Origin of the sequence: Asaia platycodi JCM 25414 (assembly GCF_000614545.1) — a bacterium.
GTDB classification, from domain to species: domain Bacteria; phylum Pseudomonadota; class Alphaproteobacteria; order Acetobacterales; family Acetobacteraceae; genus Asaia; species Asaia platycodi.
Genome location: NZ_BAKW01000004.1, coordinates 132,827 through 145,655 on the forward strand (window position 1 = coordinate 132,827; position 12,829 = coordinate 145,655).

Genomic DNA, 12,829 nt, shown 5'->3' on the forward strand with positions numbered 1-12,829 from the left:
CCCCATCCGTTTCCCGATATCATCAAGGACATTCCTTTTCCTGTTACGTCCAGAAATACAAATACGCCCGGAGGCGACAAGGAAATTTCCTTTTAAGTTCCGATCTGGAACGACCTTTCATCCCTCTGTCACAACAGTCATCCCGCGACCGATTGTCCGACAAGACCCTGCGCTCACACGCTTTCCGGCGCAACAGAGAGCTGGAAGACCATCTCGAAAGCACAACCCGGCATCTCGGCCGGACCGTCGCCATCGGCGATTGCGAGATCGACACCGTGCAGCCTGAGAATGGCCATGACGAGACTGAGCCCGAGTCCGCTGCCAGGAACGTGGCGGCTTTTATCCGAGCGATAGAAACGCCCGAGAACCGCTTCACGTTCCGCATCGGGAATCCCGATGCCGGTATCGGCGACGCGCAGCCGGATCACGCCGGGACCGCAAACCGCGGAGACGGTCACCTGTCCCCCAGCGGGGGTGAATTTCATGGCGTTGTCGAAAAGATTGGCGAGAACCTCGACCAGCAGATCGCGGTCGCCAAAAGTCGTCATGGCATCGGCACAGTGTCCCGTCTGCCCCTGCGCAACGGCATTGACGAAAACCAGACCATTGGTCTCTGCAATCGGCTCGTAGAGATCGACGATATCGGCCACCAGATCGCCCAGATTGACCTGAGCGAAGCCTGCGCGTCGGCGCCCGTTTTCGATCTCACCGATACGCAGCAACGCGGTGATGACCGAAAAACACTGATCGAGGTCAAGCGTCGCCCGCTCGATGACCGAATTCAGATAATCGGCGTCATGCGGGCTCGATGTCGCCCGCTCGAGCCGCGCCCTTACTCTTGAGAGCGGTGTGCGCAGATCATGGGCGATGTCGTTACCCACATCGCGTATCTCATCCATCAGATGTTCGAGCCGGTCGAGCATGCGATTGACCGAACCTGCCAGACGCTCCAGCTCGTCGCGTTCACGCCCCGCGGGCAGACGCTCATGCACGTCGCCCTGCATGATACGATCGATGGCCTCATGCATGATCTTCACGCGCGCCAGTGCACGATGACTGAGCACCACACCTGTGAGCAGCGCGAACATCACCACGGGAAAGACAGAGAGCAGCGCCCCGCGACGGATCATGTAGCGCAGTTCGGAGAGCAGATGCAGCGAATGGGCCAGTACCAGAATGCGCCCGCCCGGCACCCTGACGGCCAGAAACCGCATTTCGTAAGGGGCATCATCGGTCGGCGAGAGTGTGAGGCGATGCACCTTGCCATCGACGACCAGCCCCTCGGGCCAGCTTTTCAGATCGCCTGCAATATGACGGTAATGCCCGTCAAAAAGCCCGACCCAGTTGATGACGACGCGCAATTCGTTACTCGCGCGCTCACGCACCTGATATTCGAGCCGCTCCGGCGTTTCCTGCACCAGCACATCGGCTTCGCGATGCAGGATACCGCTCGATCGTTCGGCCTCGAAATGCGTCATCTGCACGAAAAGCAGGACGAATTGCAGAACCATCCCGCAGATGATCGCGGCAACGAAGGCAAGCGTCAGTCGGAATGTGGCCGTACGAAAAACGCCAAAGCGCGGATTTTCAGAGAGCGACACGCAGCATGAACCCCGATCCTCTGATGCTGTGGATCAGGGGCGCCTCGCCGGTACCATCGACCTTGCGTCGCAGCTTGCCGATATGGACATCCACCAGATTGGTCTGGGGAATGAAGCGGTAGTTCCAGACATCTTCAAGCAGCATGGTGCGCGTCAGAACCTGATTGGGGCGGCGCATCAGATATTCGAGCAGACGAAATTCACGCGGCAGCAACTCGATCTCGCGCCCCTCGCGCATGACGGTGCGATCGATCAGATCCATGTCGAGCGGGCCCACGCGCAGCGTGGTTGCGCGCGTATCGTTCGGACGGCGCAAGAGCGCCTCGATACGGGCAACGAGCTCGTCCATGGCGAAAGGCTTGGTGAGATAATCATCACCCCCCGCCTTGAGACCCGTCACACGGTCATCGACGGCGGAAAGGGCAGAAAGCACAAGAACAGGAGACTGAACATTCTGGCTGCGCAATTTCTCGATCACGGAAAGCCCATCGAGCAGCGGCAGCATGCGATCGAGCACCATGAGATCATAGGCCTCGCTGATGGCCGCTTCAAGCCCAGCCTGACCGGTCGAGACATGGGACACGGCAAAGCCGCGAGCCGACAGCTCCTCGACCACTTCACGAGCGAGGGTATCGTCATCCTCGACAAATAACAGGCGGGCCTTGGCAGGCACCTCAGGCGGGGCAAAAGAGAGGCTCTGATCCGGTGTCATGCTGTCATCTCTGCCTAAACCCTTGCTGCTTCGATAGTAAATTCGGCTTAAAGCTCTTCCAGTGTCTCAAGGTCGTCCCCCGGTGCCTGTCCGTCAAGGCCGCGCAACTTGCGCCCCAGAACGCGCGTGCGTCTTCTGGCTTCATCGATCGTATTGCTCATCGCACCAGCGCCACGCGAGAGTTTTTCAAGCACGCCATCCATGCGCAGCATTTCCTGCCGCGTGAGCCCGAGCAGGCGAGCAATGGCATCGGTACGCTCTTCGAGAGCCAGGGTCACATATCCGAGATGAACGGTGCGTAGCAGCGCCGGCATGAGAGACGGCCCCATGACGATCACCCGGTGCAGCCGCCCGATCTCATCGATAAGCCCCGGAATACGCGCCACTTCCATATAGAGCCCGTCGGTCGGCAGGTAGAGCACGGCAAATTCGACCGTGATCGGCGGCTGGATATATTTCTCGCTGATCTTGCGTGCTTCCAGCCTCACCGCATTATCCAGTGCACGCCGGGCGATGCGCTCGGCCGCCTGATCGCTGCGATCGACAGCGTCGAGAAGACGCTCATAGGCTTCGGTCGGAAATTTACTGTCTATGGCAAGACGCGGCGGCACAGCGCTTCGCACCGGCATACGGAGCGCAAATTCCACTGCCTCGGTGCTGTCACCCACGCGAAAATTGCTGTCATACGACCCGGCCGGCAGAATATCGTCGAGGATGGCGCGTAGCTGTGCCTCCCCCCATCCGCCGCGCGTCTTGACGTTGCCGAACAGCCTTTTGAGGTCTCCGATCTGGGCCGTCACGGCGGAAACCTCGCCGATCGCTTTCTGCATGGCCGAAAACTGCTCGACCACGCGCTGGAAAGAAGTCTGCATCTGTTTTTCGACGGTGACATGCAGCTGTTCGCTGACAGATGCCTTGATCTGAGCAAGCTGTTCGGCATTTTCGCGCATCATGTCGCGCAGCATTTCCGACTGGGCGAGCCTCGTCTCCGCCAGCTCCTGCCCCAGACGATGGCTCAGATTAGCCAGACGGTCGCTCGTATCGCTGCGCTGCTGGTCGAGCCTTGCAGCCAGTGCACGCTCGGTCTCGACCAGCGCCTTGCGCTGAAAATCGAGATCGGCGCTGCGTTCTGCGGCTTCCCGCTCCAGCAGCACATAGATGCGTGAAAGAAGGTCGCGATCAGTCCCGCGCCGCGACAGGCGCGACCAGAGAAAGACCGCGACGGCCAGCGCCAGAACGGCAACCAGCCAGGGGAAAAAACTGAAGAAATCCTGCGACAATTCGGGCTCCGTATTCTGCTCTCTCTATAAGAACAAAATAGGAATGGCGAAAGGCGTTTCCATGCTGTAGCCCCCCTTCCTGTCAGGCAAGCCCCTTCAGGTCAGCAACGTCAGCAGAGAGTCTCAGGGCTGGTGGATATTCCCGTAAGAGGCAGCGCCTATGCCCGGGCAGGAGCACGGATTGCCGAGCGGAACCTGGGTCGGCATCTTGCAGGTGTAGATGCCAGCCTTGCAGGTGTAGCCATAGCCGACCACCTGCATGCCCGGCGGCGTCGGGCCGGGCGCTGCGGTGCCCTCGCAACCGGCGAGCAGCATCAGTCCGGCCAGACCGCCAAGAAGGCGTGCAGAGCGGCGAAAGGGTGTCGAAGACATCAAGATGGTTCCTTTTCTGCTTTGGGTTCGGCATCCGATCAATCGGATCGGCCCGACCCGCTTCGTTGCGAAGAACGACCGGGAATGAAGGCGGTTTTCAGGCAGTTTTGTCACGATATTGCGCCACTACCGCCTCGCAGAAAGCGGGCAGATCGTCAGGGCAACGCGAACTCACCAGATTGCCATCGATCACGACTTCGCGGTCCATCCAGTTTGCGCCTGCATTCAGCAGATCGGTCTGAAGTGAGGGCCATGAGGTAAGGCGCCGTCCCTTGACGCCACCAGCCTCGATCAGCGTCCAGGCACCATGACAGATACTGGCAATCGGCTTGCCTTCCGCCACGAAGCCGCGAAGAAAGGCGATAGCCGCCTCGTCGATGCGTAGTTTGTCCGGATTGGTGGTGCCGCCTGGCAGCACGATACCGGCAAGCTCCATATCGGCAGCAGCACCGATGGTCGCGTCGACCTTGTGGCGCGACACTGGCGTCACGTCGCCTTCCATCGCCTGGATCTCGCCCTTGGCCGAAGAGACGAGCAGCGTCTTGATACCGGCATTTTCAAGCGCCTGACGCGGCTGAACAAGTTCGCATTCCTCGACACCGTCAGTTGCAAGAATGGCCACGCAAAGAGTCATGAAATCGACCTCCTGAAACAAGACCGCATCGCGGCGGCCTATGAATGAGCGTGGGTTCAAGACGCATCAGCGCAGGACAGGTTCGAAAACCCGGGGCGTCAGACGCTCAGTGCCTCTCGGCAATCGCCTTACCTGCCGCAACGCCGCTCGACCACGCCCACTGAAAATTATACCCGCCAAGCCAGCCCGTGACATCAACGGCCTCCCCGATGGCGAACAGCCCCGGCACGTCCCGCGCTTCCATGGTCTTGGAAGACAGAACGCGCGTATCGATACCGCCCTTCATCACCTCGGCCTTGGCATAGCCTCAGTGCCCGACAGCTTCGGCTTCCAGGCCGAGATCTGGGCCGCCACCGACGCGATGCGCTTATCCGGCAGATTGGCGAGCGTGCAGGTAAGATCGGACAGTGTGTTTTCGGCAATATGACGCGCCAGACGCTGGGGCAGATCCTGCAAGAGCGAGGGCGGCTCGGCGCGCGGCCGCGCCTTCTTGATGGCCCCAAGCGCCTCCCTGGCGTCCTGCCCCGGCAACATGTCGATCAGCGGCGCATCGAGCGGGCCGTTCTGATAGGACGAAATCTGCAAGATGGCCGGGCCTGAAATGCCGCGATGGGTAAAGACCATGCCATCGGTAAAGCCGATCTTGCCCATGCTGGCACGCACCGGCAGCGAGACACCGGCCAGCTCGGGCAGAGGCGTTTCGAGCGTCAGAGGCACGAGGCCCGGCACAGTAGGCACGACGGACAAGCCGAACTGACGTGCAAGACGCAGCGACAGATCGCTCGCCCCCAGCTTGGGGATGGACAGGCCTCCCGTTGCGAGCACGACGCTACGGGCGCTGAATTCGCCCGCATCGGTCTGGACATGAAACACGTCGCTTCTGGTCACGCTGCGTATGGTGGTGTTGAAGCGCATCTCGCACCCTTCTGCCTCACGCAGAAGCAGCGAGACGATGTCGCGGGCCGAATTGGTACAGAAAAGCTGCCCTTCGGCCTTTTCTTCCCACGCAATACCGTGACGCTCGACCAGCGCGAGAAAATCGCGCGGCGTATAACCCGCCAGCGCCGAGCGCATGAAATGGCGATTAGCCGAAAGAAAATTATCGGCCTTCGCGTCGAGATTGGTAAAATTGCACCGCCCGCCGCCCGAAATTAGGATCTTGCGCCCGGCTTCTGCCGAGTGGTCGAGCACGAGCACAGACGCCCCGCCCTTGCGCGCCGTGGCAGCCGCCATCAGCCCGGCAGCACCGGCCCCGAGAATGACGGCATCAAAAATCTTGTTCATTCAGAAATCCAGATCGGCGTAATGCGCGGGCGGGTTGAACCCGTTCACACGGTCATTGAGCAGCGAGCGAAAGCTCGGTCGCGACTTCATGCGGGCATACCAGTCCTTGGCGGCAGGCGCTTGGACCAGTCAATATCGCCAATGAAATCGAGGCAGGAGAGATGCGCTGCCGCTGCAAAATCGGCGATCGACAGCATGTTGCCCGCCAGCCATGAGCGCGTTTCTGCCAGCCAGCCGATATAATCGAGATGAAAGCGCATATTGGCATAGCCCGCGCGCAAGGCCGTACCATCGGGATTGCCCCGCCCGGCCAGACGCTTGTCGACCTTCTCACCCAGAAGATTGCGCGACACCTCGTGCCCGAACTTGCCCTCGAACCACGCCATGAGACGACGCACCTCGACACGCTCGGCCAGAGTACGCCCCATGAGCGGCGCATCGGGATAAGCCTCTTCAAGATACTCGCAGATCACCCAGCATTCGGAATCGACAGCCCGTTCTCTTCGACGAGCAACGGCACGTCACCCGCGGGATTGAGCGCGAGATATTCCGGGCGGTTTTCCCACACCTTTTCGGTCTTGCTCATAGGGTAACCGTTTCTCGGCAAGAACAAGCCTGACCTGACGGCTTTGCGGCGAGAGCGGCAGATGGTACAGAATGCGCATCCTGCATTCTTAAGCGTCTGCCCCGTGGCGAAGCAAGAGAGCTGCACAGTCATACCGACCAAATTCCTGTTCATGAGCCCTCAGAGCGTTTCCAGACGATGACAGACCAGACGACAAGCGCCGATCTCGACCCCGCCCCCGTCAGAGCGCCGATGCGCATCCGGGCACGCGGGCGCTCTTTTCTGGCGCTCGTCCTGTCTCCCGAAGCACCGCTCGATGCGTGGCTGGAAGGGCTCGACAACCAGATCGCACGCTCGGTCGGCTTCTTTGCCGGCCGTCCTGTCATTCTCGATCTTGGCCTCGTGGAGCAGGATGCTGAAGGGCTCGAAACGCTTCAGGCGGCGCTCAGAGAGCGCAGCATTCACATGATCGGAATCGAGGGCGCCGACCGCAGCTGGATGGCCCTCGCCGAATGGGACTGGCCCGCGTCCCTCGAAGGCGGACGCGCCAGCGGCGCCGTCGAGTTTCCCGAGGCAGAAGGCGAGGCGCCAGCGCCGGCTGAAATGCCTACGCAGCGCGCGGAAAGCCTGATTCTGGACCGCGCCATACGTTCCGGCCAGAGCATCATGCATCTGGATGGCGATATCGTGGTTATCGGGTCGGTTGCCTCAGGGGCCGAGCTGGTCGCTGGCGGGTCGATTCATGTCTATGGTGCCTTGCGCGGACGGGCCATTGCCGGTGTCGGCGGGCAGCCGAATGCGCGCGTTTTCGCCGCCCGCATGCAGGCCGAATTGCTGGCGATAGACGGGTTTTACATGATCGCCGAAGAAATAGACGCGGGGATTCATGATCAGCCTGCCCAGGCGATGCTGGCCGAGGACCGCGTTACCGTAACAAAACTCCCTTAAAGGGAACTATTTGCGCACAAGAGATTGCGGCGCAAACCCTTTCCTCATTAAGATTGCAATGCCGCACCATCGGGATTGCGGTTTTTACCGTTAAAGTTTTGGTGGAGCGCACATGGCTAAGGTGCTGGTAGTCACTTCCGGTAAGGGCGGGGTCGGAAAGACGACCACGACAGCAGCACTGGGTGCCGCGCTGGCCCAGTCGGGACAAAATGTCGTCGTGATCGATTTCGATGTCGGTCTGCGTAATCTGGATCTGGTGATGGGCGCCGAACGCCGTGTCGTGTTCGACTTCATCAACGTCGTTCAGGGCGATGCCAAGCTGTCGCAGGCGCTTATCCGCGATAAGCGCTGCGAGACGCTCTCCATTCTTCCTGCCTCGCAGACCCGCGACAAGGATGCACTGACCGCCGAAGGCGTGGCACAGGTCATCGACGAGCTGCGCGAAAAGTTCGACTGGATCATCTGTGACAGTCCGGCCGGTATCGAGCGCGGCGCCAGATGGCCATGTATCACGCCGATGTCGCTGTGGTCGTCACGAACCCGGAAGTCAGCTCGGTGCGCGACAGTGATCGCATCATCGGCATGCTCGACAGCACAACCGCCAAAGCCAAGAACGGCGAGAAGGTGGAAAAACACCTGCTCATGACCCGTTACGACCCGTCTCGCGCTGCCAGGGGCGAGATGCTGAACACCGAAGACGTGCTGGAAATTCTCTCCATTCCGCTGCTCGGCATCGTGCCGGAGAGCGAGGAAGTGCTGCGCGCTTCGAATGTCGGCTCGCCCGTTACGCTCTCGAACCCCGAATCCGCCCCGGCGCGCGCCTATTTCGACGCGGCCCGCCGTCTGCAGGGCGAGAAGCTCGAAATCCAGATACCGATTGAGCGCAAGGGGTTGCTCGACTGGTTGTTCAAGAAGAGGGTCGCATGAGCCTGTTCGGTCTTTTCACCAAACGCAACACCAGCGCGGTCGCCCGTGATCGCCTCCAGATCCTGCTAGCCCATGAACGGTCGGGAAATGGCAACTCCGAACTGATCAGCCAGTTACATCGCGAGATCCTTGAAGTGATCAAGCGCCATGTGACGGTCGATCAGGACAAGGTGCAGGTCAAGCTCGATGGCGGCCTCGATGGCTGTTCCGTTCTCGAGATCGATATCGAGATGCCGCAGATGGACAAGGATACACGGCGCTCGGCCTGATTACTCGGGTCGGTGCCAAAACGGGAGACAAGGTTTGAGCGGTTTTTTCGGTTCGATGATCAATTCTGCCTCGGGTCCATGGGTGACAAGCTCAAGGAAAAGCTCGGCGGCAGCATTGGTGAGTATCTCACCAGCGAACAGGGTTTACAGATGCTTCTCGATCAGGCGCGCAAGGCCGGTCTTGAAGACAAGGTACGTTCCTGGATCGGTTCGGGTGTGAACCTGCCGATCTCTGCTGACGAGTTGCGCGCTCTGCTGACAGATGAGCAGGTTCAGATGCTGGTCTCCAAGACGGGCCTGCCCGCTGGTGCCCTGCTTCCGGCTCTCGCCCAGTTCCTGCCGGGCGTGATCGATCATCACACCAGTGAACAGACGGACACGCCGCCCACGGCCTGAAGAAAATCTCTCGCGACATCTCAAAAAGCCGGATCGGGTGACGATCCGGCTTTTTGCGTTTCTAGACTCCCTGTCGTCTTCAGCCCTGATTGTCCGGCATCGCATCAAGGGGGACGAGCGGCTCAACCGGGAAACGGATCAGCAGATAAGGCGGTCGACGGCGGTTCTGGCCCTCATTGAAGGAGGGTAGACGGTTCCATTGTCCAAGCGTGCAATAGATCCAGTCCTTCGTGGCGCAGATGCCATCTGGAGAGAGAATGCGCGGGTCCCTCACCGCCATTTTGAAAGCTCCGTCAGGGTCGCGGCGCAGAATGCAGTCATGTTCATAATTGGTGGTGTAGAGCCGGTCATGCCGGTCGAAGCATAACCCGTCGGCGGTGCCCTTTTCTCCCTCATCACGCACCAGCGCCCCCAAGGCCTGGTCAGTGAGCGACCTGTCAGCCAAAGCCTTGGTCGGAAGGCTATAGAGACGTCGACTTGTGAGAGGCGAATAATAAAGCCGCGACTCATCATTTGGCAGGGCAATGCCATCCGCCCCACCTGAGACCATTTGCGGATGATGGGGGATGTAACGCCTTGGCTCGCCCTCCACGATCGCCAGAAAGCCTGTTTCAGCCTGAGTAGAGGGATGTTGCGCCAACACACGCCGCGTTGTGCCTGTCGCAATATCGGCCACGACCAGAGCCGCCTGTGTACCGAAGGATGAGTCGGTCACGAAAACCGTGCCCTTGTCACCGACAGACAGCGCCACGCGCAGATCGTTCATATGGCTGTCAGGCAGCATGACCGGCTCCTTGAGAATGATCTTGTGCACCACCTGACCGGTCGCCGGGTCTATACAGATAATCTTCGCTGCCCCATCGGGAATATCATGCTTGGCCAGCTTGCCGTCATCGATGAGCCAGAGTCGGTTCTGGCTGTCCAGCGCAAGACCGTGCACCGACATCAGTCTGTCGGCAGGCGCGCGCCCGGACGGCAAGCTCATTTCAGCCGACGGATAGGGTATGATCTTGCCTCCCTTCACCTCACCCAGCGTCGCGCCAGCGTGATTTTCGGCGTGACGGGGAAAGCTGACGAAAAGGCGCCCATCGGGCAGAACCGCGACACCCGATGGGCCAGGCCCCGTGAACTCGGCTACGATATCGAACACGCCGGAAGAGCTGGTGCCATCATCCGCATTGCCGCTGGCGCGAGCCTGACCCGTCATGCCGAGAAGAGGCGCACAACTGGCAGCTGAGAGGAAAGACCGGCGTTTCATGGCATGTCACCCAGGCAGAGACTTGAAAGGATCTTGGGTCAACGCCCTGCACCCTGACTAGCTCCCTCGATTAAAACGCTTTTCACAACGGTACGCCTGTCGCCAATTTGTCACGGTCTGACACAAAATCAGCACGAGCAACCGGCAGATGTTGTTATGTTATATCATACACAATAGGAACGACATCGATCTGTTTCGCTTCCAGCCCATGGATTGTCATGATGTCTCCCCGATCCCTGCGATCGTCCAGCCTGCTCCTCTCCTGCTCGGTTCTGGCGCTCACTCTGCCCGCTCAGGCGCAGACGAACGCCACGACCGATACCCCTGCTGCCACCAGCCCCTTAGCTCAATCGACCACGGCCGCAGCCGAGAGTTCGACCGGAAAAACCACTGTTACACAGGGTGATCAGGCCTCGCGCACCTCGTTCGACAATAGCCCCTCGGTGCCGGCTTCCGTCGAGGCCACGCATGAAGAACATATCATCGTCAACGCGCGCCTCGATGAAATCCGCTCGGCCCTGCAATCCTCGACCGGGGCCACCACCTACCGCTTCACACGTCGCGATATCGAGACCAATCCGGGCGGCGATAACGCACCGCTGAACACGCTTCTGCTTCAGGCCCCCGGCGTCGCGCAGGACAGTTTCGGTCAGATCCATGTCCGTGGCGATCATAACGAGGTACAGTTCCGCCTCGATGGCGTGCAGCTGCCCGAAGGGCTCAGCGTTTTCGGTCAGGCGCTCATGACGCGTTTTGCCCATTCCGCCTCGCTCACCACAGGGGCACTGCCCAGCGAATACGGGTTTCTGCAGGCTGGCGTGATCGATATCACCACCAAGAACGGCAGTGCGGATCCGGGTGGCGACGCTTCGATCTATGGCGGCGCGCGCGATTATTTCTTCCCGTCGCTGCAATATGGTGGCCATGCGGGAAAGTGGGATTTCTTCGCCACGGGCGATTTCGTGCATAATCGCGTCGGTGTCGAAAACCCGACCCCGAGCTTCAACGCCATCCATGATCTGAGCAACCAGTATCATGCGCTCGGCCATCTGCGGTACACCGCCGATGAAAACACCCGCATCAGTCTGACTGGCGGCGTCTCCAACGCGCAATATCAGCTGCCCAATAATCCCGGCCAGCAGCGGCAGTTCGCCAATCCAAGCTTTCTGGACTCCGCTCTGTCGCAACAGGTCTATGGCAGTGTCGACAGCGCCAGCCTGAACGAGCGCCAGAAGGAAATCACCGATTTCGGTATTCTGTCGCTGCAAAAGGATATGGGCAAGGTCAGTCTGCAAAGCTCGATCATCACCCGCTATTCCTCGCTCGGCTACTCGCCGGATCCGCTGGGCGATCTGGTCTATAACGGCATCAGCCAGCATGCTGCACGCTCGGTCTTCTCGACCGGCTCGCAAACCGACGTGACCTGGAAGGCAACGCCCAAGCACACGGTGCGCTTCGGCTATCAGGTCTATGTCGAGCGCAACAGCTCGAAGACGGATTCCATCGTCTATCAGCAGAACGGTGCCGAAGATGACGGCACACCCATCTATGACGGCAGCACGACCAACGTGCATGATGGCAGTGGGCGCACCGGCTGGATGTATGGCTCTACGCTCAGGATGAATGGCGCCCGGTACGCGACCTGACGATCAATTACGGCCTGCGCTTCGACGGCGTCGATGAATACACCCATTCCAAACAGGTGAGCCCGCGCATCAACATCGTCTGGCGCGCCTGGCGCGGCGGAGTGCTTCATGCCGGCTATTCCCGCTATTTCACGCCCCCGCCTTTCGAGCTCGTGGCCAACACGTCGCTCAGCAAATATGTCGGCACGTCCAACGAGCCCCAGACCTTGCAGAACAACACGGTCAAGGCCGAGCGTGATCACTACTTCGACGCAGGCGTCACCCAGTCTCTCCTGCCGGGCTGGCACGCCTCATTCGACGCCTATGTGAAGCTTGCCAAGAACATGATCGACGAAGGCCAGTTCGGTGCACCGATCATTCTCTCGGCGTTCAACTATCGTCGCGGTCAGGTGAACGGCTATGAACTTTCGACCAATTACGAGCATGGCCCGCTCTCGCTCTACGGCAATGCCTCCTGGTCGCGCGCCATCGGCAAGGATATCACCACCGCCCAATGGACCATGGACCCCGATGATCTTGCCTATATCCAGCATCGCTGGATCCATCTCGATCATGACCAGCGCTGGACGGCCTCGGCAGGCGGCAGCTACTCCTTCTTTTACCACACGGGCCATCCCACCCGCGTTTCTGCCTCCATGGTTTATGGTAGTGGCCTGCGCGCGGATGGCACCGTCCCGAACGGGCGCTCCGTGCCGATCTACGCCACCTTCAACCTTTCACTCGTCCAGTCCTTCAAGGATCTGTTTCAGGTGCCCTTCCTCAAACGCACCGAACTGCGCCTCGATGTGCTGAACCTGTTCGACAAGACCTACGAAATCCGCGACGGCTCAGGCATTGGCGTCGGTGCGCCACAATACGGGCTGCGCCGCACGATTTTGACAGGGATTTCGCAGCGGTTCTGATACTGCCTCGGGGCGTTGCCCCGAACCCCACCAAA

At 60.1% G+C, this 12,829-nt stretch carries 9 protein-coding genes and 4 pseudogenes; 5 read left to right on the forward strand and 8 right to left on the reverse strand.

Annotated elements, in window-relative coordinates:
* Window positions 1-173: 173 nt before the first annotated feature.
* The 7 genes and pseudogenes from JCM25414_RS05095 to JCM25414_RS17330 form a co-directional block, all read right to left on the reverse strand.
* Complete coding sequence (locus JCM25414_RS05095) at window positions 174-1,601, reverse strand: sensor histidine kinase (protein ID WP_025840934.1); 1,428 nt, start codon at window positions 1,599-1,601, stop codon at window positions 174-176.
* Window positions 1,588-2,313, reverse strand: coding sequence for a response regulator transcription factor (locus JCM25414_RS05100; RefSeq protein ID WP_025840935.1), 726 nt, complete (start codon window positions 2,311-2,313; stop codon window positions 1,588-1,590). Before JCM25414_RS05100 ends, JCM25414_RS05095 begins: the two co-directional genes overlap by 14 nt.
* A gap of 47 nt (window positions 2,314-2,360) precedes the next feature.
* Window positions 2,361-3,593, reverse strand: coding sequence for a DNA recombination protein RmuC (locus JCM25414_RS05105; RefSeq protein WP_025840936.1), 1,233 nt, complete (start codon window positions 3,591-3,593; stop codon window positions 2,361-2,363).
* Between the two features lie 123 nt (window positions 3,594-3,716).
* A complete protein-coding gene (locus JCM25414_RS05110; protein WP_025840937.1) occupies window positions 3,717-3,965 on the reverse strand; it encodes a hypothetical protein in 249 nt (82 codons plus the stop codon).
* A gap of 97 nt (window positions 3,966-4,062) precedes the next feature.
* On the reverse strand, window positions 4,063-4,599 hold the full coding sequence (locus JCM25414_RS05115; RefSeq protein ID WP_035442698.1) for a type 1 glutamine amidotransferase domain-containing protein: 537 nt from the start codon (window positions 4,597-4,599) through the stop codon (window positions 4,063-4,065).
* A 106-nt stretch (window positions 4,600-4,705) separates the two neighbouring features.
* Window positions 4,706-5,883, reverse strand: a pseudogene (locus JCM25414_RS17325) (NAD(P)/FAD-dependent oxidoreductase).
* A pseudogene (locus JCM25414_RS17330) lies at window positions 5,884-6,548 on the reverse strand (glutathione S-transferase family protein).
* Window positions 6,549-6,646: 98 nt separating this feature from the next.
* Here JCM25414_RS17330 and minC point away from each other — a divergent pair.
* From minC to JCM25414_RS17340, 4 genes and pseudogenes are all read left to right on the forward strand, one after another.
* A complete protein-coding gene (gene minC, locus JCM25414_RS05130; protein WP_025840939.1) occupies window positions 6,647-7,396 on the forward strand; it encodes a septum site-determining protein MinC in 750 nt (249 codons plus the stop codon).
* A gap of 112 nt (window positions 7,397-7,508) precedes the next feature.
* Window positions 7,509-8,323, forward strand: a pseudogene (minD, locus tag JCM25414_RS17335) (septum site-determining protein MinD).
* The gene (gene minE, locus JCM25414_RS05140) at window positions 8,320-8,592 is read left to right on the forward strand and encodes a cell division topological specificity factor MinE (RefSeq protein WP_025840940.1); all 273 of its coding nucleotides are present in this window, start codon (window positions 8,320-8,322) and stop codon (window positions 8,590-8,592) included. The pseudogene minD and the gene minE overlap by 4 nt, the downstream one beginning before the upstream one ends.
* A gap of 78 nt (window positions 8,593-8,670) precedes the next feature.
* Window positions 8,671-8,988 (forward strand): YidB family protein, encoded by a 318-nt coding sequence (locus JCM25414_RS17340; RefSeq protein ID WP_051535696.1) that lies wholly within the window; start codon window positions 8,671-8,673, stop codon window positions 8,986-8,988.
* Window positions 8,989-9,067: 79 nt separating this feature from the next.
* Here JCM25414_RS17340 and JCM25414_RS05150 read toward each other — a convergent pair whose 3' ends face one another.
* Window positions 9,068-10,246: an SMP-30/gluconolactonase/LRE family protein gene (locus JCM25414_RS05150; protein ID WP_025840941.1), complete on the reverse strand. Its 1,179-nt coding sequence runs from the start codon at window positions 10,244-10,246 to the stop codon at window positions 9,068-9,070.
* A gap of 218 nt (window positions 10,247-10,464) precedes the next feature.
* Here JCM25414_RS05150 and JCM25414_RS17345 point away from each other — a divergent pair.
* Window positions 10,465-12,794 (forward strand): annotated as a pseudogene (locus JCM25414_RS17345) (TonB-dependent receptor).
* Window positions 12,795-12,829 lie beyond the last annotated feature (35 nt).